18 protein-coding genes are annotated in these 21,282 nt (G+C 70.3%); 3 read left to right on the top strand and 15 right to left on the bottom strand.

The window, feature by feature from the left end; genetic code table 11:
• Genes KBI44_13800 through KBI44_13790 form a run of 3 tightly spaced genes read left to right on the top strand, consistent with a single transcriptional unit; the run spans nt 1 to nt 3,723 of the window.
• On the top strand, nt 1-1,068 hold the full coding sequence (locus KBI44_13800) for a glycosyltransferase (GenBank protein MBP9145555.1): 1,068 nt from the start codon (nt 1-3) through the stop codon (nt 1,066-1,068).
• Complete coding sequence (locus tag KBI44_13795) at nt 1,065-2,252, top strand: glycosyltransferase (GenBank protein MBP9145554.1); 1,188 nt, start codon at nt 1,065-1,067, stop codon at nt 2,250-2,252. Before KBI44_13800 ends, KBI44_13795 begins: the two co-directional genes overlap by 4 nt.
• Before the next feature lie 16 nt (nt 2,253-2,268).
• On the top strand, nt 2,269-3,723 hold the full coding sequence (locus KBI44_13790) for a sugar transferase (protein MBP9145553.1): 1,455 nt from the start codon (nt 2,269-2,271) through the stop codon (nt 3,721-3,723).
• Between the two features lie 27 nt (nt 3,724-3,750).
• Here the strand turns inward: KBI44_13790 and KBI44_13785 are convergent, their stop codons facing one another.
• The 15 genes from KBI44_13785 to sufD form a co-directional block, all read right to left on the bottom strand.
• The gene (locus KBI44_13785; protein ID MBP9145552.1) at nt 3,751-5,340 is read right to left on the bottom strand and encodes a diguanylate cyclase; all 1,590 of its coding nucleotides are present in this window, start codon (nt 5,338-5,340) and stop codon (nt 3,751-3,753) included.
• Nucleotides 5,341-5,352: 12 nt separating this feature from the next.
• Entirely contained in the window at nt 5,353-6,408 is a 1,056-nt protein-coding gene (locus KBI44_13780; GenBank protein MBP9145551.1) for a 4-hydroxythreonine-4-phosphate dehydrogenase PdxA, read from the bottom strand.
• 4 nt (nt 6,409-6,412) lie between these two features.
• A complete protein-coding gene (locus KBI44_13775) occupies nt 6,413-6,823 on the bottom strand; it encodes a hypothetical protein (GenBank protein ID MBP9145550.1) in 411 nt (136 codons plus the stop codon).
• On the bottom strand, nt 6,820-7,554 hold the full coding sequence (locus tag KBI44_13770; protein MBP9145549.1) for a hypothetical protein: 735 nt from the start codon (nt 7,552-7,554) through the stop codon (nt 6,820-6,822). Before KBI44_13770 ends, KBI44_13775 begins: the two co-directional genes overlap by 4 nt.
• A gap of 178 nt (nt 7,555-7,732) precedes the next feature.
• On the bottom strand, nt 7,733-9,064 hold the full coding sequence (gene purD / locus KBI44_13765) for a phosphoribosylamine--glycine ligase (protein ID MBP9145548.1): 1,332 nt from the start codon (nt 9,062-9,064) through the stop codon (nt 7,733-7,735).
• Nucleotides 9,061-10,143 carry a hypothetical protein gene (locus tag KBI44_13760; protein ID MBP9145547.1) on the bottom strand — a complete coding sequence of 361 codons (1,083 nt, stop codon included), beginning with the start codon at nt 10,141-10,143 and terminating at the stop codon, nt 9,061-9,063. The genes purD and KBI44_13760 overlap by 4 nt, the downstream gene beginning before the upstream one ends.
• A complete protein-coding gene (gene ispH, locus KBI44_13755; protein MBP9145546.1) occupies nt 10,064-10,942 on the bottom strand; it encodes a 4-hydroxy-3-methylbut-2-enyl diphosphate reductase in 879 nt (292 codons plus the stop codon). The genes KBI44_13760 and ispH overlap by 80 nt, the downstream gene beginning before the upstream one ends.
• A 71-nt stretch (nt 10,943-11,013) precedes the next feature.
• Nucleotides 11,014-11,652, bottom strand: coding sequence for a cupin domain-containing protein (locus tag KBI44_13750; GenBank protein MBP9145545.1), 639 nt, complete (start codon nt 11,650-11,652; stop codon nt 11,014-11,016).
• 10 nt (nt 11,653-11,662) lie between these two features.
• Nucleotides 11,663-12,214: a sigma-70 family RNA polymerase sigma factor gene (locus KBI44_13745; GenBank protein ID MBP9145544.1), complete on the bottom strand. Its 552-nt coding sequence runs from the start codon at nt 12,212-12,214 to the stop codon at nt 11,663-11,665.
• Between the two features lie 156 nt (nt 12,215-12,370).
• Nucleotides 12,371-13,120, bottom strand: a complete 750-nt coding sequence (locus KBI44_13740) for a superoxide dismutase (GenBank protein MBP9145543.1) — start codon at nt 13,118-13,120, stop codon at nt 12,371-12,373.
• Between the two features lie 30 nt (nt 13,121-13,150).
• Entirely contained in the window at nt 13,151-13,852 is a 702-nt protein-coding gene (locus KBI44_13735) for a DUF3108 domain-containing protein (protein MBP9145542.1), read from the bottom strand.
• A gap of 70 nt (nt 13,853-13,922) precedes the next feature.
• Nucleotides 13,923-18,110 carry a hypothetical protein gene (locus tag KBI44_13730; protein MBP9145541.1) on the bottom strand — a complete coding sequence of 1,396 codons (4,188 nt, stop codon included), beginning with the start codon at nt 18,108-18,110 and terminating at the stop codon, nt 13,923-13,925.
• Between the two features lie 70 nt (nt 18,111-18,180).
• Nucleotides 18,181-18,624, bottom strand: coding sequence for an SUF system NifU family Fe-S cluster assembly protein (locus KBI44_13725; protein MBP9145540.1), 444 nt, complete (start codon nt 18,622-18,624; stop codon nt 18,181-18,183).
• On the bottom strand, nt 18,621-19,925 hold the full coding sequence (locus KBI44_13720; protein ID MBP9145539.1) for a cysteine desulfurase: 1,305 nt from the start codon (nt 19,923-19,925) through the stop codon (nt 18,621-18,623). Before KBI44_13720 ends, KBI44_13725 begins: the two co-directional genes overlap by 4 nt.
• The gene (sufD, locus tag KBI44_13715) at nt 19,903-21,279 is read right to left on the bottom strand and encodes a Fe-S cluster assembly protein SufD (GenBank protein MBP9145538.1); all 1,377 of its coding nucleotides are present in this window, start codon (nt 21,277-21,279) and stop codon (nt 19,903-19,905) included. The genes KBI44_13720 and sufD overlap by 23 nt, the downstream gene beginning before the upstream one ends.
• Between the last annotated feature and the right edge of the window lie 3 nt (nt 21,280-21,282).

The following is a 21,282-nucleotide window of genomic DNA, read 5'->3' as shown; positions in this document are numbered from 1 at the left end:
ATGGCTCCGATGGCTCCGATGGCTCCCGTGCCGGTCGCGCTCCTCGTCGTCACCCACGACTCCGCCGACGACCTTCCCGGCGGGCTCGCCGCCATGGCCGCCCTCGACCCGCCGCCCGCCGAGCTCGTCGTCGTCGACTGCGCGAGCAGCGACGCGAGCGTCGCCGTGGCGCGCCAATGGGCGCCGGCGGCCATTGCGACGCGCCTCGTGGCGTTGCCCGACAACTTGGGCTTCGCCGGCGGGATGAACCGCGCGATCGCGATCGCGACGGCGCCCTACCTGCTGACGTTGAACGCCGACGCACGGCTTTCGCCCGGCTTCCTCGCCCCTCTCGTCGCCCGGCTCGAGGATCCCGCGCTCGCTCGCGTCGCCGCGGTCACCGGCCGACTCGTCCGCGAACCCTGCGCCGGCCCGGATGCCTCCGATCGCTCCGATCGCTCCGATCGCTCCGACAGCGTTGCAGAGCCGGCGCGGCTCGACGCCTGCGGCATGCGGCTCTCCTGGACCTGGCGGCACTTCGATCGCGGCTCTGGCGAGCCCGACCGCGGCCAATACGGCGCCCCCGAGCGCGTCTTCGGCGCCACCGGTGCGGCAACCCTCTGGCGGCGCGCGGCGCTCGCCGACGTCGCGCTCGACGGCCAGGTGTTCGATGAGCGCTTCCATTCCTTTCGCGAAGATGCCGAGCTCGCCTTCCGGCTGCGCGAGCGCGGCTGGGAGATCCTCTACGACCCGGCGGCCGTGGCGACCCACCGCCGCCGGGTGCTCCCCGAACGCCGGTCTGCCCTGCCCCCCGCGGTCAACATGCACTCGCTCAAGAACCGCTATCTTCTGCGCATCGACCACCAGACGCCCGGCAACTTTTTTTGGACGTTGCCCGCCACGCTGGCGCGCGATCTCGCGGCGCTCGCCTGGGTGCTGCTGCGCGAACGCAGTTCGCTTCCGGCCTACACCTGGCTCTGGCAGCGGCGGCGCGAGCTCCTCGCCCACCGCCGCCGCGTCCAGCAGCGTCGCACGGTGCCGGCACGTGCCATCGGACGCTGGTTCCTGCGCCAGTCGGAGCCACTGTGAGAAAACTGCGCGTCGCTCTCATCGGTTCCCGGGGTATACCGGGGCGCTACGGCGGCTACGAGACGCTCTTCGCGGAGCTGGCGCCACGCCTGGTGGCGCGTGATTTCGACGTCACTGTCTACTGCCGGACCTCCCCGCCGCGACCGGGCGACCGCACCGGCGGCCGGTCCGGTGTGCGACCGCCACTGCGCCGCGCCCGGTTTCGCGGCGCGCGCCTGGTGCACCTGCCGACGATCCGCACCAAGCACCTCGACACGCCCGTACACACGCTGCTCTCCTGCCTGCATGCCGCCGGCGAGCGCTTCGACGCCGCGCTCGTCGTCAACTCCGCGAACGCCCTCTTCCTGCCACTGCTGTCGGCCGCCGGCACGCCCAGCCTCCTGAACGTGGACGGCATCGAAAAGCGCCGCGCCAAATGGGGTGCCTTCGGGCGTGCAGTCTTCGCGCTCTCCGAGCGCCTGGCCTGCGTGCTGCCGGACCGGCTGGTGACCGACGCCGAGGTGATCCGCGCGCACTACCTCGCGCGCTACGGCGCGCCCTCGGCGATCGTGACCTATGGCGTCGACGCGCGGCCGCTCAGGCAGAGTGGGGCGCTTCGCCGGCTGGGGGTCGAGAAGCGCAACTACTTCCTCTACGTTTCGCGCTTCGAGCCCGAGAACAATCCGCACCGCGTCGTCGAGGCCTTCGCTCGCGTCGGGGGCGAGATTCCACTCCTGATGGTGGGAGGCGCCCCCTACGCCAACGACTACATCGCCTCGTTCCGGCCCGCCCGCGACCCGAGGATCCACTTCCCCGGTCCGATCTACGGCCGTGGCTACCGCCAGCTCCTTTCGCACGCCCTGGTCTACATCCACGCGACCGAGGTCGGCGGCACGCACCCGGCGCTCGTCGAGGCGATGGGCTACGGCAACTGCCTGGTGGTGAACGACACTCCCGAGAATCGCGAGGTGGCCGGCGACACCGCGCTCTACTTCCGGGCCGACGACCCGCCGTCGCTCGCGGCGATCCTCGACCGGTTGCGCACCGACCCCGAGGAGGTCACGCGCCGGGGGCGCGCTGCCGCCACCCGCGCGGCCGAGCGCTACGACTGGGAGACGATCGCGGATCAGTACGCCCACCTGCTGCGCGACGCGGCCAGTTCTCCGGGCACCGTGACTCCCGGAGATCCCGCGGGGATCGGCTAGAATTTCGCTCCGACCGATGCTCAAGCAGCAAGCCCGTCTCATCGCCAGTCTCGTCTTCCTGCTCGACCTCGCCCTGATCTCGGCGGCGTTCCTGCTCGCCCATGCCTTGCGCAGCCATCTGCTGCCGGCACTCGGCGGGCGGTGGATTCCCGGCGCGCTCTATCCGGTCGAGCGCTATCTTCCGCTCCTGCCCCTGGCCCTGGTGCTCTGGTCCCTCCTGCTCTGGTCATCGGGCCGCTACCGCTCGCACCGCACCGTGCCGGTGCTCGACGAGGCGACGGCGATCGTCCGGATCACCGCGACCGCCTCGATCCTCTTCCTGCTCATCGTCTGGGCCTTTCGCCTCGACGAGCGCCTGCTCGACGACGACCGCCTCAGCCGGATCTGGATCGCGCTCTTCGCCTTCCTCTCGGGAGCGCTCCTGCTGTTCGAAAAGCTCGCCCTCCGGGTGAGCTCGCGCTACGTCCGGGCGCACGGCTTCAACTACCGCACGGTGCTGATCGTCGGCGCCAACGAAGCGGCGCGCTCGATCGCGGCCTCGATCCTGGGACATCGCTTCTGGGGCTATCGCGTCGCGGGATTCGTCGCCGACGAGGATGAGGCCATCCCCGAGTCCCTGGGCGGCCTGCCGGTTCTCGGCCGGGTGAGCGAGCTCGGCCGGATCGTCGAGGAGCAGGTCATCGACGAGGTGCTCTTCGCCATCGACCGGCGCGACTTCGACCGCTTCGAGGACCTCTTCCTCCGTCTGCAGGAGCAGGGCATCATCACCCGCTTCGCGCTCAACTTCTTCCCTCACGCCAAGGCGAGCGTGCAGCTCGAGGACCTCGACGGCGTGCCGCTGCTCACCTTTTCGACCGGCCCGACGAGCGTCGGCGGGCTGCTGCTCAAGCGCACTCTCGACATCGTCCTGGGGGCGGCGCTGCTCGTCCTCGCGCTGCCGATCCTGGGCCTCCTGGCGCTGCTGATCCGCTTCACGTCGCGCGGCGCCGTGCTCTTCCGCCAGGTCCGCTGCGGGCGCAACGGACGCCTGTTCACGCTCTACAAGTTCCGCACCATGATCGCCGACGCCGAAGAGCGCCGGCGCGAGATCGAGCATCTGAACGAGATGGACGGTCCGGTCTTCAAGGCCCGAAACGACCCGCGCGTGACCCGTTTCGGCAGGCTCCTGCGCAAGTTCAGCCTCGACGAGCTGCCGCAGCTGTGGAACGTCCTCAAAGGCGACATGAGTCTCGTCGGACCGCGCCCGCCGATCCCCGAGGAGGTCGCCCAGTACGAGCGCTGGCAGCGCCGGCGGCTGGCGATGAAGCCCGGACTGACCTGCCTCTGGCAGATTTCGGGACGCAACGAGCTCGACTTCGACCAGTGGATGAAGCTCGACCTCGCCTACATCGACAACTGGTCGCCCTGGCTCGACCTCAAGATCCTCGTCCGCACCGTGCCCGTCGTGCTGTCGGGCCGCGGCGCTTCGTAGCCGGGAGCGGCCGAAGGGCGAACCCGGTCAGGACGACCCGGACCGCGCCACGCGGTTCCGGCCGGAGGCCTTGGCGCGATAGAGCGCCAGGTCGGTCTCGTGCACGAGCGTCGAGGCGGTGTCGCCGCGCAGCGGCACGAGCGAACAGACGCCCAGGCTCGCGGTGACCACTTTGCCGACCGGCGACGACGGGTGCGGCAGGGCGCGCTGCTCCACCGCCCGGCGCATCGCCTCCGCGAGCGCCCGGGCCTGCTCGCCGTCCAGCCCGGGGAGGAGGATCGCGAACTCCTCGCCGCCGTAACGCGCCACCAGGTCTCCGGCGCGATGCGCGACGGTGACCAGCGTCTGCGCCACACTCTGCAGGCAGGCATCCCCGGCCTGGTGTCCGCAGGCGTCGTTGTAGGCCTTGAAGTGATCGACATCGGCGATAGCGAGGGCGATCGGAGATCGGGCGCGGCGGGCTCGCCGCCATTCGGCTTCGAGCGCCTCGTCGAACTGGCGGCGATTCGCGACTCCGGTCAGGGCGTCTCGCCGCGCGAGCGCCTCGAGCTCGCGATTCGCCTCTTGCAGCTTCTGGTTGACCAGCGCGAGCTCGATACGGCCGACGATCTGCTCGGCGATGGTGCGGAAGAGCGCCAGGTTCTCCTCGTTCATCACTGCCCGGTCCTCGCCCTCGATGTTGAACGCGCCCAGAACGCGACCCTGGAAGCGCAACGGCACGGCGTACTCGCAGGTGATCTTCTCGTCCAGCCCGAAGAAGTCCGGGTCGTTGGCGGTGTCGAGGACCAGCTGCGGCTCGCCGGTACGGATGGCCCGCCCGACGATCCCCGCCGAGACCGGCCAGCGCTTGCGGGGCGGCATCGTAAGCCCCGGACGCAGCGCGATCGCGCGCTGCTCCCACTCGCTCCCGGACTCGTTCGATACGACGATGGCGGCGAGCGTCAGGTGGAAGCGCTCCTGGATGTAGCGCGCCAGCCGCCCGAGGACCTCGCGCAGCTCGCCGCCCGCCAGAGCCGTGTGCGAGACCTCGCTGACCACTTCCAGGAAGAACGCCCGGCGGCGGGTCTCGTCGAACAGCCGGGCCGAGGCGATGGCGCCGGAGACCTGCTCGGCGACCGCCGAAAACAGCGCCAGCTGACCGTGGAACGCCGCTGGCCGGGGGCTTTCGAGATTCAGCAACGCCACGACCTTGCCGCTGTGGGTGATCGGCAGGCAGAGCTCGGACACGACGCCGCCGAGGGTCTCGACGTAGCCTGCAAAGTCGCCGACGTCGTCGAGCAACAGCGGCCTGCCGCTCTCGGCGACCCGGCCGACGACACCACTGCCGAGCTCCCGGGTGTACCCGACGTGCACTTCGGTGGGCAGGGAGCTCGTCAGCGCCTCGCAAACGAACGAGCTCGAGGCGCGATCGACGCGCACCAGCGAGACGAGCTCGATTCCGAGCCGGCTCGCCAGGGTGTCGGTGATGCGCTGCAGCATCGGCCGCAGTGCGAAGTCCTGGGTCGCGACGCGCGCCAGCTCATTGAGCAGCGCCAGTGGGTCCGCTGCCGGAGGGGGGCCGCCGTCGCCGAGCGCAGTCGGCGGTGCGTTCGGCGGTCGGGTCGGCGCCTGGGTCATCGCCCGGTTCCGCTAGCCCTCGGCGCGGCGCCGCCGGGGCAGCTCGCCGGAGAGGAGCTTCAGAGTGGTCTCGACCACCGCGATCATCGGGGAGGCATCGGCCTGGCCGCTGCCGGCGATCGCGAAGGCCGTGCCGTGGTCGACGGACGTACGCAGAAAGGGGAGGCCCACGGTCCAGTTCGTCGCCAGGCCGAACGCCGCGCTCTTGACTGCGATCAGGCCCTGGTCGTGGTAAAGCGCCAGAACCCAGTCGAACTCGTCGCGCGCCAGGCGCGCGAACAGCGAGTCGGCGCTCTCGGGCCCGCGCACGTCGATCCCCCGCCGTCGCGCTTCGGCGACAGCAGGGACGAGAATCTCCCCCTCCTCGCTGCCCAGGAGACCGCCCTCGCCAGCGTGGGGATTGATCCCCGCGAGCGCGATACGTCCGCCGGCATGGCGCTCGAGGCATTCGAGCGCCGCGAGAACACTCTCCCTGCCGATCCCGTCGAGCGCCGCGCGCAGCGGCAGGTGAACGGAGAGGAGCGCCACCTGCATCCCCGGAGCCAGGAACGCCATGAGGTAGTCGCGGCCGTAGCGCTCGAGGCCGCACGCGGCAGCGAGGTAGTCGGTGTGCCCGACGAAGCCGGGCAGGAGGTGATGCGCGATCGATTCTTTCGAGATTGGCGCCGTGACGATCGCGTCGACGATGCCGCCCCGGGCGAGGCGGATGCCGACGTCGAGCGCCGCCATGGCGCCGTGCGCGTCGGCGGCGCGCGAGCGCCCCAGCTCGAGCTGGCGCCGCTCGGCCACCGGATCGAGGAGAGCCACGCGCCCGCCGAGAGTCTCGAGCGTCGCCCGGTCGGGCGCGTCCACCTCGACCACCCGTTCCCAAGGGAAGCCTGGGACGAGCCCCGCGACCGTCTCGAGAGCGACCCGTTCGGCGATCAGGAGGACGACGGGCGCAGCGGGGCCGGCGATACCGGCGGTGTGGGAGGCCTTCGATCCGCTCGCGGCGAGCGTCTTGAGCAGGATCTCGGGGCCGATTCCCGCCGGATCACCCTGGGTGAGCGCGAGGATCGGAAGGGACACGGTCCTACTCTTCGCTCTCCGGCTCGGTCTCTGGCAAGCCGGCCTCTTCAGGGACCGGCCCACGCTTGCCGGGCGGTGCGCCCGACTCCGACACTTCGGGGCTCCGGCGCCGGGTGCGGCGCAGCTCCTCTTCCTTGAAGAGGTAGCGGATGTTGTGCTTCGGGATCAGCAGGTTCGGTCCGGCCGCGCGGTTGAGCTTGATCGCACCCTTGTCGTACCACTCGATCCAGCCGCGCAGCTCTTCGTCGTTGGTCAGCACGACGACCATCGGCGTACGCGCCGACATCTGCTTCAGGTAATAGAACTCTTCGGCGTTGGTCTGCTCCGGAGGGGAGAGCTTGCGCCGGGTCACGGCACGCGGCTCGCTGCCACGCTTGTCGGAGATGTCGGGGCGAATCAACTTACGCTGGCTCATGAGGCTGCCGTCACCGGGGGGTCTTCCTTCGGGCGCCTGGCGCCCTTGTACTGATCGTCTTCGTAGGCGAGACAGCAGAGGAGCCGCCCGCACTGACCGGAGATCTTCGACGGATTGAGCGAGAGGTTCTGGCGTTTGGCCATCTGGATGGAGATCGGCCGGAAGTCCTTGAGCCAGGTCGAGCAGCACAGCGTCTGCCCGCAGACGCCGACGCCGCCGAGCAGTGCCGCCTCGTCACGCGACCCGACCTGCACCATCTGGATCCGGGCGCCAAAGCGCTGTGAGAGATCGCGCACGAGCTGGCGAAAGTCGATCCGGTGCTCGGCAGTGAAGTGCAGGGTCGCCTTCTTGCCGGACAGGGAGAAATCGACCTTCGAGATCTTCATCTCGAGCTTGAGCGCCCGCACGCGCTCGAGACAGAAGAGCTTGGCGGCGCGCTCGCGCTCCAGCTTGGCCTCGAACGCCTGTTGGTCTTCGGTCGTCGCCGGCCGCAGGATCGCCTTCGCGGAGGCCTTCTGGCAGGGCTTGAAGATCGGCATCGGGGACTGCTCGACACGGCCGTAGGCCGGTTCGCCCTCCACCTCGACGATGACCCCGGCGCCCCTGCCGAGGAGCTCGCCGCCGGTCCCGCAGAGGGTGAGGTTGGTCTCCTCGCCGAAGCGCACACCCACGTAGGCGGTTTCGACCGCCGTGGACATTCCCTTGTAGGAGCAACCGCCGCAACCGGACATGACTGGCTCACCTGAACTGCACGATCAATACCAAGGAAACACGCCAGAAGCGGCGAGGAGAGCCGATGACACGCCCCTCTGAGGCGTCCGGCGGGCTGACGACCACGAACCTGCGGCCATGATGGCACCCCCCCCAGGGGCTGTCAACGTGATTCGGCGCCGTCGCGGTGGCGCCGGGCTAAGAGTCGGAGTCGTCGGGGATCGGCAGGCGGAAGAGGCCGCTTTCGCCGGTGAGAGTCCCATGCTCGAGGGCGCGCCGGCCGATGTCCTTGCGCAGGATCTTCGATGGCCAATGAACCTCGTAGGCGGCGGCGTAGGCGCTCTTCAGCGCCTCGGCGAGGGTCGACCCGGTCGCTCCGACCGAGAGGACCCGCCCGCCGGCGGCCACAACGACGCCGTCGACGAGGGCGGTTCCGGAGTGAAAGATCTCGACGTTGGGAAGTGCCGCCGCCCGGTCGAGGCCGAGGATCGGCTCGCCCTGTACCGGCTTCTCCGGATAGCCGGCGCTCGCCAGGACGATCACCGCCGCAGCCTCCTTGCGGAAGTGCAGCCGGGTGATGCCGAAGTTCCCGGCCGCGCCGGCAGCGAGGATCGGCAACAGGTCGTCCTCGAGGCGGAGAAAAAGGGCCTGGGCCTCCGGGTCGCCGAATCGGGCGTTGAATTCGAGCACCTTCGGGCCGTCGCCGGTGAGCATCAGTCCGGCGTAGAGCACCCCGACGAACGGCCGCCCTTCGGAGGCGATGCCGCGAATCGTCCGCAGCATCACGTCCTCGAGGATTTTCGCGGCCAGGTCGGCCGACAGGAGGCCTGACGGACTGAAGGCACCCATGCCGCCGGTGTTGGGGCCGCGGTCGCCGTCGAGCAGACGCTTGTGATCGCGCGCCGTCGCGAAGGGCAGGATGCGCTCGCCGTCGGAGATTGCGATGAACGAAACCTCCTCGCCCTCGAGGAACTCCTCGACCACTACGCGATCGGCGGCGGTCGCGAAGCGTCGTTCGTCGAACAGGGTGACGAGCGCCGCCTCGAGCTCGGCGACGTCGACCGCCACGATGACACCCTTGCCCGCCGCGAGACCGTCCGCCTTCAGCACCACCGGGAAGCCGAAGCGCACCGCCGCTGCAGCGGCCTGGGCACGGTCGTGCACGATCTCGAAGTCGGCCGTCGGGATGGCGTGCCGGCGAAGGAACTCCTTGGCGAAGACCTTCGAGCCCTCGAGCTCGGCGGCGTGCCGCTTGGGGCCGAAGATCCGCAACCCGCGGGCCTGGAACTCGTCGACGATACCCAGGGTCAACGGCAGTTCGGGCCCGACGATGGTGAGGTCGATCGCGGCCTCCTGCGCGAAATCGGCGAGCGAATGGATCTCCTCGGCGGCGATCGGGACGCAGTCGGCGACCGCAGCGATCCCCGGATTCCCCGGCGCACAGTAGAGCTCGGTGAGCTCCGGGCTCTGCCGCAGTTTCCAGCACAGGGCATGCTCGCGGCCACCGCCGCCCACCACGAGTACTTTCAACGGCAGCTCCTTTCGTGCGCGCGCAGGTCGGCCGTCGGGCCGCTCTCGGCGATCCGTGGCATCCGGCCCAGCGCGGCCGCCGCGGCGACGGTCATCACATCGACGACGTCCTCCACCGAGCAGCCCCGGGAGAGATCGTGCACCGGACAGGCGAGTCCTTGCAAGAGCGGTCCGAGTGCCCGCGCCCCGGCCAGTCGCTCGGTGAGTTTGTAAGCGATGTTTCCGGCATCGAGATCGGGAAAGACGAGGACGTTCGCCCGCCCCTCGAGCCCCCGCACGGCGGCACCCCGCGACTTGTGCGCCGCCACCTCCGGCACCAGCGCGGCGTCCGCCTGGATCTCGCCTTCGAATTCGAAATCGACCCTGCGCCGCCCGAGGATCGCTGCCGCCGCCGCGACCTTGTCGACCCGCTCATGGCGGGCGCTGCCGTGGGTCGAAAAAGAGAGCAGCGCGACTCGCGGTTCCTCGGCGAGAAGCAGCCGGCAGCTCGCCGCGGCGGCCACCGCGATGTCGGCGAGCTCTTCCGCCCCGGGGTCGGGCACCACGGCGCAGTCTGAGTAGACCAAAGATCGTCCGTCGCGCAACGTCATCAGGAAGCACGAGGAGACCCGGCCGACCCCGGGCCGTGGGCCGACGGCGGCGAGAGCCGCGCGCAGGGTGTCGGCGGTCGTCGCCTCGGCGCCCATCACCGCGGCACCGGCAGCACCGTCGGCGACCAGCGCGCAGGCCAGATGGAGGGGGTCGGAGAGCCTTCGTCCGAGCTCCTCGCCGGCGAGGCCGCGGGCCGCGAGGCGGCGAGCGAGGTGGTCGCGGGCCGCAGCCAGGACGGCCGGCGCGCTCTCTTCCAGCCAGACCGGCTCGCAGAGGCCGCGCCGGACACACTCCGCAGCCGCGCTTCGGATACGCGAGTCGCCGGCCTCGGGCAGCACGACGCGCACGCCGCGACCGCGCACCACCTCGCGCAGCCTGGCGAGCGGATCGCTCACCGGTCCCGGCCGGTCAAGAGGGGGCCCCCGCCGGGGCCATCGGAGCCATCGGTGCCAGGCGTTCGATGGCCGCCTCGACCTCGTCGACAACATAGTCGGGAGTCGACGCGCCGGCGGTGATCCCGACCGCGGCGACCCCATGAAACCAGGCGGGATCGATGTCCTCCGCCCCCTGAATGAGGTGAGAGGGCTTCGAGCGCGCGCAGATCTCCCACAGATGCCGGGTGTTGGCGCTCCTCTTGCCGCCGATCACCAGGATCAACCCGATCTCCGGGTCGCGCCCGAGCTCGTGCGCCGCCTCCTGGTTCTCCTTGGTGGCGTAGCAGATCGTGTCGGCCCGCGTCGCGGAAACCTGCGACTCGATGTAGCCCGCGAGATCCTCGAAGTCGTCGGCGTTCAGCGTCGTCTGGTAGAAGATCTTGACCTTGGAGTAGCGCGACCAGTCGATCCCACGGGCCTCTTCGACATCCATCAGGATGTGGAAGCGCCCGGGATCGAGGTCGCGGGTGTAGCCGGTCACCTCGCGATGATGCGGATCGCCGATGAAGACCAGGTGGGCGCCCTCGGCCAGCGCGACGCTCGCCTCGTCGTGGATGTCGTAGACGAACGGACAGGTAGTGTCCAGGATCTTGAGGCCACGGGCCTGAGCGCGCTCGTGGAACGAAGGCGGCACGCCGTGGGCCGAAAAGATGATCGCCCCGGCGTCGGCCTCTTCGAAATGCTGCACCGTTCCGACGCCCAACTGCGCCATCTCGTCGACGACGCGCTCGTTGTGGACGACCTGGCCGAGGATCGAGCCGCGGTTGCCTTCGCGAGCGAACTTCTTGACCTTCTTGTCGGCGATCCTGACGCCGGCACAGAACCCGTATTTCGCGGCGCGTCGAATCTTCATCGAATTGCGAAGTTTAGCAAATGGCGATGCGGCCGCCTGCGGTGCCGGGGGCGACGGGCGGACGGCTTCGACTAACCGAAGATCCGCTGCAGCGCTCCACGCCAGCCGCCGAAGCGCACCTTGCCGTCGAGGCGAAAGAGGGTCCAACAGGGGTCGCCGTCGAGGGTATCGGGACCGTGCACCGAGCCGGGCTCGTAGACCGCATAGTCCCCGGCGAGGAACTCACCGCGCTCGTCGGCATAGCCGCCGGCCAGGACCGTGACCTGCTCGAACCCCAGGTGCTCGTGGCGGGGAAAGCGCCGCCCGCCCGGCATCTCGCCGAGACACAGCAGCGACTTCGTGACCGCGTCCTCGAGCAGGACCGTGATCCGGCCGCCGTTCAGACCGATCGACCACCAGCGCGGCCGACGCTCGCCAGCGAGCTCGGTGCGCAGGGCTGCCGGCAGCGGCAAGTGCGCCGCGAACGGATCCGCCGGCGCCGGCGCGGCCACCCGGCGCTCCAGCCTCTCCCAGAGCTCGCGCGACGGCGCCTCGGACGGCAACTGCTCGAGCCACCATCCTCCCGGAGCCGCCAGCTCGCCGACGCGTTGGCGACAGGCGCCGCAGTGCTCGAGATGCGCCTCGAGCACCAGCTTGTGGGGACGATCCAACTGACTGGCGGCGAGATCCAGAAGGGTCTCGTCCTGCGGATGGGCAAGTTCTCGACTCATGCGCGATTTCCTAGAGGCTCGACGAGCCGCTCTCCGACAGTACGCCGCGCATCAGGGCGAGCCCGGCACGGATTCTCGATTTCAACGTTCCCACCGGCAGCTTCAGGCGCTCCGCCGTCTCCTCGTACGTGAGGCCGCCGAAGTAGGCGAGCTCGAGCGCCTGGCGCTGCTCGAGCTTCAGGTCGGCCATCGCCTTGCGCAGACTGATCGACACCACCCGGCTCTCGGCTTCCGGGCGCTCGGAGAGCGCCGCCAGCGACTCCTCCGTGCTCTGGTCGGAGCCGGTCGGGAGCTTGCGCCAGAGGTCCACCACCTTGTTGCGGGTCATGGTGTAGAGCCAACCGGCGACGTCGCCGCGCTCCGGCCGATAGGTGCCGGCCTTCCTCCACACGGCGAGGAAAACCTCCTGCACGACATCCTCGGAGGCGTCGCGGCTCCTGCCCAGGGAGCGCACATAGGCGAGCACCTGCGGCGCATGGCGGTCGTAGAACAGCCGGAAAGCCTCTCGGTCGGCGACCGCGACGCGTTGCAAAAGTTCGAGGTCGGAGGGCTGAGGAGTCATCCTTTGGGGGCGTCGCCCGTCCCGACAGAGCTCCGCCGCAACGGGTTTCTGCAGGGCTGTTGTCGACGTCAGGCGCATCTTCTCACGATCTCCGCACTCCCACTCTCCTTCTCCCTACGCCCGGAGCGGGAATGCGGATGACCGTGACGGGGCGGATCAGACCGGGCCGACGGTCTCCTCGTACCGCCGTCCGACCGCGCTCCAATCGACGACGGAGAAGAAGGCCTGGACGTAGTCGGCGCGGCGATTCTGGTACTTCAGATAGTAGGCGTGCTCCCAGACATCGATCCCGAGGAGCGGCGCCTGGCCCGCCGACAGCGGCGAATCCTGATTGGGCAGCGTCGCGACAGCAAGCTTCTTGCCGGCGTCGAGCGACAGCCAGGCCCAGCCGCTGCCGAAGACGCCCCCGGCGGCCTTCGTCAGCTGCTCGCGCAGGCCGTCGAACGACCCGAACTGCGCGGCGACCGCTGCTGCCAGCCGGCCGGCGGGCGGGGCGGATCCGCCGGGCTTCATGGAAGTCCAGAACAGGGTGTGATTGGCATGCCCGCCGCCGTGGTTGCGCACCGCGGTGCGCACCGCCTCGGGCACCCGTGCGAGGTCCCGCAGGAGCTCTTCGACGCTCTTGCCGGCCAGGTCCGGCGCGGCCGCGATGGCTTCGTTCAACTTGGCGACATAGGTCGCGTGGTGCTTGCCGTGGTGCAACCGCATCGTTTCGGCGTCGATCGCCGGTTCGAGCGCGTCGTAGGCGTAGGGCAGCGGCGGCAGGACGAACGCGCCGAGCGCCTTGGCTGCCGGGGGCGAGCCGGCGATGGGGTCCTGGGTAGAGCCGGCAGCGAGCGTCGCGGGCAGGGCGAGTCCAGCCAGCGCCAGGGTCGAACCTTGCAACACCTCTCTTCGATTCCACATGCGGACCTCCTTGGGTCGAGAGTGACTCTCCTACGGTTTCTGGACGAGCGCGAGGCGCAGCCGCGCCGGCGAGCGGGCGACCAGCATCTCGACCGGCGTCGCTTGCGGATCGCGAGCGAACCAGAGATCGAGCTCACCCTTCCACACCCGGCGCTCGGGACGCACCAGCGGCCGGATCGTGTAGTGGAGCGTCTCCACCGACTTTCCACCGACCTTGCGTGTTTCGGTGCCGGCCGGCTGGACCTGGACGGGATAGAGCTTGCCGTCGGACCAGATCTCCATCTCCTGCGAGGTCGTGGGGAGGGTCCGGCGCAGCAGGTGGATCGCCGAGGCGACATCGACTGTTCCCGCTTCGAGCGGCGGGCTCGACTTGTCCTTCTGTTTGCCCTGCCACAGCTGACTCGAGCGCGCCGTGACCGTGCGTCCCGTGGCGGGCTCGATCTCGGCCTCGTAGGTGAAGTAGCTCGCGTCTTTCACCTCGTCCGAGGTGATGAGCAGGGAGCTTTGCAGATTCCCACTGGCCAGGGTGGACTGGCTGAGCCTGGCGTCGCCGTGGCTGGGAAAGAAGAGTCCGGCCAGGGCGCCGAAGAAGCCCTCGATCTTCCAGCGGTAGTGCAGCGTCTCGTCCGCCCGCAAGACGGCGGTCGGCGCGAGCAGCAAGACCAGCACAGCGAGCCGCAGCCGCGCCGGGAGCGTCCGTCGGCCGGCCAGGTGCGGTCGCGCGCGCGTCATCGGCGTCATCATACGGTCTCTGCCCTGCGAGAGTCCTGCCATGTCCGGCATGAAGGCGCCTCAGCCGCGTCTACCGCGGTCGGGTCGGTGTCTCGCCCGACGGCTCGGCCGCTCCGCGCGTCACCCGCAGCGCCGCAGCGGAGATCGCCGATCCGGCCGAACCGGCGGCGCCCTCGACATACTCGATGAGCCGCTTGCGCTCGCTCGAGGTCAGCTCCGCGGGGGCAAGTGCGATCCACACGGCATCGGAGGCTCTTCCGGCCTGCATCTCGACGGCCATCTCGAGACCGCCGGCGGTGCGGTCGCCCAGATCGACGACGATCGCGGCGAACTCCCCGCCCGCCGCCTGCGCCAACGCGCGGCCCGGCGTTGTCGGCCGCTGGCAAGGGAATCCGGCACCGGCGAGCTCGGAATCGAGCTCCGGTGGGGCCTGACGTTGGCCGGCGGCCAGCCAGACCGTGCGCCGTTGCGGGCCGGCGCGGCGTCTCCCGGAAGCGTCCGGGCCGCTCCGGGCAGGCGCGCTCTGCAGCGCGCTCACCAGCTCGCCAGCGGAGGCCGGAGCGTGGAGAAGCCGCTCGAAGCTCGCCGCCACTCCTCTCTCGCTGCCGGTGGCGAAGGCGAAAAGTACCAGTGGAATCGCCGCCCGCGAGAGATCGCTCTCGAGCGCGAGCAGCGTCGTCCAGGCCTCCAGACGCTCGGGATAGATGTCGACCGCGACCACCGCCGGGCGCAGCTCGCGCAGCATCCGGCGCGCTTCGTCGCTGTCGGGCGCGCGCACCGCGAGGAAGCCCTGGCGCTCGAGATCGCCGGCCGCCATCGTGAAGCGTCCGCGGTCCGGCTCGAGTACCACGACCCGCGGCCGGTCGACCGCGCCGGGTTCCCCTGCCCGTGCCGGCTCCCGGGCCCCCTGAAGTCGCGCCGTAGCGTTCACCGGCAGGCGGATCCGGAAGGCCGCACCCTCGCCGACCGCCGACTCGACTTCGAGCGCGCCACCGAGCAGGGCGATGAACTGGCGCGCGATCGAGAGTCCGAGGCCGGTGCCGGGCACCGTCTCGCCGCGCGTCGCCAACTGGCGGAAAGGCTCGAAGATTCGCTCGTGGTCGGCGGGCTCGATCCCCGGCCCCTGGTCGGCGACGACGATCTCGTAGGCACCACCGCCGAAGCCGGACTCCGCGGACGGCAGGAAGCGCGTGCGGACCTCGACCGCGCTGCCGCGGACCGAGAACTTGATCGCGTTCGACAGCAGGTTGAGGATCGCCTGGCGGAGCTTCGCGACATCGACCACGATCGCCGGCACATTGCCACCAAACTGCGCCGCGAGGTGAACGCCCCGCGTGGCGCCGTAGCCCTCCATCATCGAGAGCGCGCTTTCGACGATCGACTCGAGGCTCGCCGGTTCGAGTTGCAGGTCCATCCTGCCCGCCTCGATCTTGGCCTGATCGAGGAGATTGTTGATGAGGCGCAGGAGCTGATTGCCGCTCTCCCTGATGTTCTCGAGGTAGCGCGCATGGCGGGGATCGAGCCCGCCACCGAGGCCGTCGGCGAGCAGCGCCGCGAAGCCGAGAACCGACGTCAACGGGGTCCGGAGCTCGTGGCTCATCTTCGCCAGGAACTCGCTGCGATGGCGGTCGGCGAGCCGGATGCGCTCGTTGGCGCGGTCGAGCGCGTGCGCATGCTCCTCGAGCGCGCGGGTGTAGCGGGCGAGGTCGTCGGTGCGCTCGGTGATGTCTCTTTCCAGCGCGCGATTGTGCGCCCGGATGCGCCGCGTGCGGAAGGCGGCCGCGGCAAAGGCCGCCCCGAGCAGGGCCAGGGCGAGGAGAAGTCCTACCAGGCGGCGCTGGTACCAGGCCGGCAGGACCTCGAGCGCGAGCTCGACCGGTGCGCTCCACTCACCGTTGGCGAGCGCGGCCCGCACCTGCAGGCGATACGAGCCCGGATCGAGGTTGGTGTAGTCGCGGAACGCTTCGGACTGGGGCTCGGACCAGGCGCTCTCGAAGCCGACGAGCTGGAACTGGTAGCGCAGCTGTCCCTCGCCGCTGAAGGTCAGCGCGCGCACTTCGACGCGGAGGTTCGAGTCGGAGGGCGCCAGAACGATCGGCTCCCGTCCCAACTGCACCTCGTCGGCGAGTCCATGGCCCGCAAACGGAGCGTGAAACTCGGATCCGCTGCGCGTCGCCAGGCGCTCGAAGAATACCGGCGGCGGCCCCGGCGCTCGCGGTGCACCGAGGTCGGGCGGGATTCCGGTCAGTCCGCCCTTGAAGCCGAACCAGGAGCGGCCGGACTCGTCCCGCGCGAAGGCGTTGCTGTGGGAGATCTCGCTCGCGATCGCGCCCGAAGCGCGGTCGAAACGCGCCTGGACCGCCCCGAGCCCGCCGCGCGCCGACGGGTCGAAGAGGAGGACTCCATGATTGGTGCCCAGGAGGAGTCTTCCCTCGCGGTCGTCGGCGATGGTCAGCACGAGCAGATCCGCGAGACCGCTCGCCGCGCCGTAGGTGACGAAGCGGGGCGACCCGCTTCCCGGCGCAGAGATCAGCCGCGCCAGCCGGGCGTAGCCACCAGCCCAGAGAGTGCCATCGGCGGTCTGGGCCAGCGCGCGGACACTGCCGGTATCGAGCCCGGACGCCCCTCCCACCTGCTGGAAGCGGTCGCCGTCGCTATAGGAGAGGCCTTCGCCGTGGGCGATGAAGAGCCGCCCGCCGGCGTCTTCGGCGATGTCATAGGCGCGCTGCACCGGCAGGCCGTCCGCGGCCCGGAAGCTCCGCACCTCCAACGGGCGCCGGTCGGCATCGAAGCGAATGCGCGACAGGCCGTCGAGGGCTCCCACCCAGAGCGCTCCGGAGCGGTCTTCGAAGAGACTCACCACGTAGTTGCCGGCGAGGCCGTCCGCAACGGTCAGGGTCTCGAAGCGGCCGGAGGGCAGGAGGCGCGAGAGCCCATTCTCGGTGCCCACCCAGAGCTCTCCCCGGCGGCTCTGGAGCAGCGCCCAGACCCAGTCCGCCGGCAGGCCTTCGTTGCGTCTCCAGACCTTCGCCGTGGGCTCGCCGTTGGGACCGAAGGAGAGGTGTCCCAGGCCTCCCACCGTGCCGGCCCAGATGCCGCCGCGGCCATCCGTCGCGAGCGCGTAGACCTGCTTGTCCGGCAGCCCCTCGCGCTCGCCGTAGCTCCACAGGTCGCGGCGTGCCAAGCGGCTGAGGCCACCTTCGGAGCCGATCCAGAGCGCGCCTTCACGATCCTCGACGAGGCTGTGGATGTCGTCGTCCGCGAGGCCATTCGCCTCGCGCAGCAGGCGGCAGGGCCGCATCGCGGGCAGCGGGCAGATGCCGATGCCGGCGGAGCTGCCGACGACGAGCTCGCTGCCGTCGCGGGTCACGAGGAGGGCGTAGAGATCGTCGTCGGGCAGCCCGTCCGCGGCGCCGAAGCGCGTGAAACCGTTGCCATCGAAACGCGCCAGCCCACCGCCGCGGGTCGCGAAGTAGAGAACGCCCGCAGCGTCCTCCGCCATCGCCCGCACTGCGTTGTGGCTCAAGCCGTCGGCCTCGGTGAAGACACGGCAGCTCCCCAGGCGGCCGCCCGGCTCGAGAGTGCAGCGCGCGACGCCATGACCGCGCGATCCCAGCCAGAGGGAACCATCGCTCGCCGGTAGCACCGAGTAGACGTAGTCGTCGGCCAGGCCGTCGGCGCTCCCGAAGGTGCGGAACTCCTCGCCGTTCCAGGAGACCAGGCCACGGTCGCTGCCGAACCAGACGACGCCGTGACGGTCGATCGCGCCGGACCAGATCGTTCCTGCGAGGGCGCCGCCGCGGCCGGCGTGGGAGACGACGGTGCGGCCGTCGTACGAAGCGACGCCGGCGTTGGTGCCGACCCAGAGCGTGCCGGTCTCGTCCTCGAGCGTCAGCCGGACGTTCGGGCTCGGCAGGCCGTCAGGAACCGAGATCGTCGAGAAGGAGATTCCGTCGTAACGGCAGAGGCCCCAGGTGGTCGCCACCCAGAGGTAACCGCGGCGATCCTGCAGGACGTGCCAGACCTGCGACGCGGCCAGGCCTTCCTCGGCGGAGTAGACGGTGAACGGAAGAAGTTGCGCAGCGGCGGGTCGAGGCTCCCCGAGGGCGATCCAGTAGATCGCCGCCAGGCCGGCGAGAAACCCGAGCCGATCGGCAGAGAACGAACGGATTTCCGGTCTCCTTCCCGCGAAGTCCGAGACGCGCCGGAACGCTACCACGCCGACCGCGGAGCCGACGGCACCGCGACCGCGCCGCAACCTCGCGCAGCGTCTCGACGCCTGCCTGTGCCAGTTGTCGGGCGCGCCGGATCGATGGCGCGAGGAAAGCCTATTCGGTCGAGACCTTGCCGCCGCCGGCGAGCGCCGCCAACAGCGTGTGCCAGGCCAGGGTCGCGCACTTCACCCGCATCGGAAAATCCTTGACGCCGCAGAGGACGGCGAGCTTGCCGAGCGGCTCGGGATCGGCGGCCGGATCGCCGGTCACCGCCTTGCGGAACTGGTCGAAGAGCTCCGCGATCTCGCTCTGCGTCATGCCGGCGACCGCTTCGGTCATGAGCGAAGCGGAGGCGGTGGAAATGGCACAGCCGCCGCCCTCGAACGCCACTTTCTGCAGGCGTTCGCCCTCCACCTCGACCTCGACCGCGATGCGGTCGCCACAGAGCGGATTGTGACCCTCGGCACGGCCCGTCGGCGAGGCCAGATGGCCCTGGTTGCGCGGGCTGCGATAGTGGTCGAGCAGCACCTCCTGATAGAGCACCTGGAGCTCGTTCATCTGCCGCCCTCCCGGCGCTCGCCGCTTGCGTCCCGGCCGCCCGCCGTACCGAAGATCGCCTGGGCTCCCGCGAGCGCCCGCAGCAGGGCCGCGACCTCGTCGTGGGTGTTGTAGAGCGCGAACGAGGCGCGCACGGTCGCCGGCACACCGAACCGGCGCATGAGCGGCTGCGCGCAATGATGTCCGGCGCGCACCGCGACTCCGTAGTGGTCGAGCACCGTTCCGAGGTCGTGGGCGTGGATGCCGGCGAGCACGAACGAGACCACTCCGGCGCGTTCCCGCGGCCGGCCGATGAGGGAGAGACCCGGAATCGCTTCGAGACCTCGGACCGCCGCTTCGACCAGGCTCCGTTCGTGGCGCTCGATCGCCGGCCAGCCGATCGCCTCGACGTAGTCGATGGCCGCGGCGAGACCGATCGCTTCGACTGCGGCCGGTGTGCCTGCCTCGAAACGGCGCGGCGGGTCGTCGTAGGTCGTCGCCTCGAAGGTAACGCTCCGGATCATGCCGCCGCCGCCCTGCCAGGGCGGCATGGCGGCGAGGAGCTCCTGCCGCCCGTAGAGCGCTCCAATTCCGGTCGGACCGTAGACCTTGTGGCCCGAGAAGGCGAAGAAGTCGCAGCCGAGCGCTGCGACGTCGACCCGCATATGGGGGGCCGACTGCGCGCCGTCGACGAAAACCGGCACGTCGGCAGCGTGCGCGCGTCGTACCAGCTCGGCCACCGGCAGAACGGTGCCGAGCGCGTTCGAAACGTGCGCGAAGGCGGCGAGCTTCGTGCGCGGCCCGAGACGGCTCGAGAACTCCTCCGGATCGACTTCGCCGCGCTCGTCGACCGGGACGACGACCAGATGCGCGCCGCGCTCCTCGCAGACCATCTGCCAGGGAACGAGATTCGAGTGGTGCTCGAGCTCGGTGACCAGAATCTCGTCGCCGGCCGCGAGCCTCGGGCGTGCGAAGCTCCAGGCGACGAGATTCGCCGCTTCGGTCGTGCCGCGCACGAAGACGATCTCCTCCGCCGAGGCGGCTCCCAGGAAGGCTCCGACCCGGGCCCGGGCCGCTTCGTACTGCCGGGTCGCCTCGGCTGCGAGCTGATGAACACCGCGCGCCACCGAGCCGTAGCTCTCCTCGCAGAACCGCTGCATGGCGACGAGGACCGGGCGCGGCTTCTGGCAGGTCGCCGCGCTGTCGAGGTAGGAGAGCGGCGCCTCGCCGATCCGGCGGGCGAGGATCGGGAAATCGTCCCGCAGGCGCTCGACGTCGAGCTCCCCTCGCGGGACGGCCTCAGACGGCGTCGCGGACGACATCACCCTGCGGGATCCAGTGAAAGAGGAACTCGCGCAGCTCCCGTGCCAGGGCCGGGACCTTGGCCCGCTCCACGAGGTCGCTGGCGAAGGCGTAGGTCAGCAGGCTCTTCGCCGCTTCGGCGCCAATGCCGCGCGAGCGCAGGTAGAAGATGGCGTCGTCGTCGAGCTGCCCGACCGTCGAGCCGTGCGTGCACTTGACGTCGTCGGCGAAGATCTCGAGCTGCGGATTGGTGTTGACCAGCGCGTCGTCCGAGAGCAAGAGATTGCGGTTGGTCTGCTTGGCGTCGGTCTTCTGCGCCCCCTTGTGCACGAAGATCCGGCCGTTGAAGACGGCCCGCGACCGGCCGTCGAGGATTCCCTTGTAGAGCTCGTGGCTGTCGCAATGGGCCGCTACGTGGTCGACGCGCATGTGGGTGTCGCAGACCTGCCGGCCGTCGACGAGATAGAGGCCGTTCAGGGTCGCCTCGCTCCCCTCCCCGGCGAGCCGGGCCTGGATGTCGTGGCGGACGATCCCGCCGCCGAGCGAGAAAGAATGGGTCGAGACACTCGATCCGCGAGCGGTCGCGAGCGCCAGGCCGGACAGATGAAATGCCTCCCGGCTGTCGCGCTGGAATTTGTAGTGGTCGACGATGGCGGCCGCCTCCGCGACGATCTCGGTGACCGGGCAGGTCAGGTAGACCGCATCGGTGTCGCCGGCGTAGCTCTCGACGATGGTCGCCTGGGAGTGCTCGCCAGCGTGGATCAGCGTGCGCGGAAAGCTCGCACCCGGGACCTCCTGCGCCGTCGAGTAGAAGAGCAGGTGGAGGGGGGCATCGACGACCGCTCCGGGCGCCACTTCGACGAAGGCGAGCTCCTCGAAGAGGGCGGTCGCAACCGCCGCGAACGGGCGTGTGTCGATGCCGGCGACGCTCCCCAGGAGGGCGTCGGCGCGGCTCGCGTCCGAAGGACAGGAGACGTGCGTCACCGTCAGGCCGGCCGGGAGCTCGGTCGCCGACAGCCCGGCGTCGAATCGTCCGTCGACGAAGACGAGCTCGACAGTGCCGGCCAGCCGGAAGGCGTCGACGCCGGCGGCGAGCTGCGCGCGGTCGACTGCGGCGGGACGGCGAAAGAGCGTCTTGCCGACCGGGGCGACGTTGGTGAACCGCCACTCCTCCTGGCGCAGGGTCGGGAAGCCCTGGCGCTCGAAATGCTCCCAGGCCTTGGCGCGCAGGGCCCGGCGCGAGGCGGAGGTCTCCGCGCCCTGGAGGCGAGAGAAGTCGGCGGCGAAGAATCCGACAGCGGCGTTCGGAGGGCTCGCCGGTGCAGCCGGGGGGGCGGGCGGCGGCGGCGCGGAGACTGCGCTCAGGTCGGCCATCGC

This window comes from Thermoanaerobaculia bacterium (genome assembly GCA_018057705.1).
GTDB lineage: Bacteria > Acidobacteriota > Thermoanaerobaculia > Multivoradales > JAGPDF01 > JAGPDF01.
This window is presented reverse-complemented; position numbering and strand designations above follow the sequence as displayed.

Excerpts from the sequence above, each read along its gene's own strand:
- KBI44_13800 (MBP9145555.1), top strand. The coding sequence starts at position 1 with ATGGCTCCGATGGCTCCGATGGCTCCCGTGCCGGTCGCGCTCCTCGTC.
- KBI44_13790 (MBP9145553.1), top strand. The coding sequence starts at position 2,269 with ATGCTCAAGCAGCAAGCCCGTCTCATCGCCAGTCTCGTCTTCCTGCTC.
- KBI44_13785 (MBP9145552.1), bottom strand. The coding sequence starts at position 5,340 with ATGACCCAGGCGCCGACCCGACCGCCGAACGCACCGCCGACTGCGCTC.
- KBI44_13775 (MBP9145550.1), bottom strand. The coding sequence starts at position 6,823 with ATGAGCCAGCGTAAGTTGATTCGCCCCGACATCTCCGACAAGCGTGGC.
- KBI44_13770 (MBP9145549.1), bottom strand. The coding sequence starts at position 7,554 with ATGTCCGGTTGCGGCGGTTGCTCCTACAAGGGAATGTCCACGGCGGTC.
- KBI44_13760 (MBP9145547.1), bottom strand. The coding sequence starts at position 10,143 with ATGTTGTCGACGAGGTCGAGGCGGCCATCGAACGCCTGGCACCGATGG.
- ispH (MBP9145546.1), bottom strand. The coding sequence starts at position 10,942 with ATGAAGATTCGACGCGCCGCGAAATACGGGTTCTGTGCCGGCGTCAGG.
- KBI44_13750 (MBP9145545.1), bottom strand. The coding sequence starts at position 11,652 with ATGAGTCGAGAACTTGCCCATCCGCAGGACGAGACCCTTCTGGATCTC.
- KBI44_13745 (MBP9145544.1), bottom strand. The coding sequence starts at position 12,214 with ATGACTCCTCAGCCCTCCGACCTCGAACTTTTGCAACGCGTCGCGGTC.
- KBI44_13740 (MBP9145543.1), bottom strand. The coding sequence starts at position 13,120 with ATGTGGAATCGAAGAGAGGTGTTGCAAGGTTCGACCCTGGCGCTGGCT.
- KBI44_13735 (MBP9145542.1), bottom strand. The coding sequence starts at position 13,852 with ATGACGCGCGCGCGACCGCACCTGGCCGGCCGACGGACGCTCCCGGCG.
- KBI44_13725 (MBP9145540.1), bottom strand. The coding sequence starts at position 18,624 with ATGAACGAGCTCCAGGTGCTCTATCAGGAGGTGCTGCTCGACCACTAT.
- KBI44_13720 (MBP9145539.1), bottom strand. The coding sequence starts at position 19,925 with ATGTCGTCCGCGACGCCGTCTGAGGCCGTCCCGCGAGGGGAGCTCGAC.
- sufD (MBP9145538.1), bottom strand. The coding sequence starts at position 21,279 with ATGGCCGACCTGAGCGCAGTCTCCGCGCCGCCGCCGCCCGCCCCCCCG.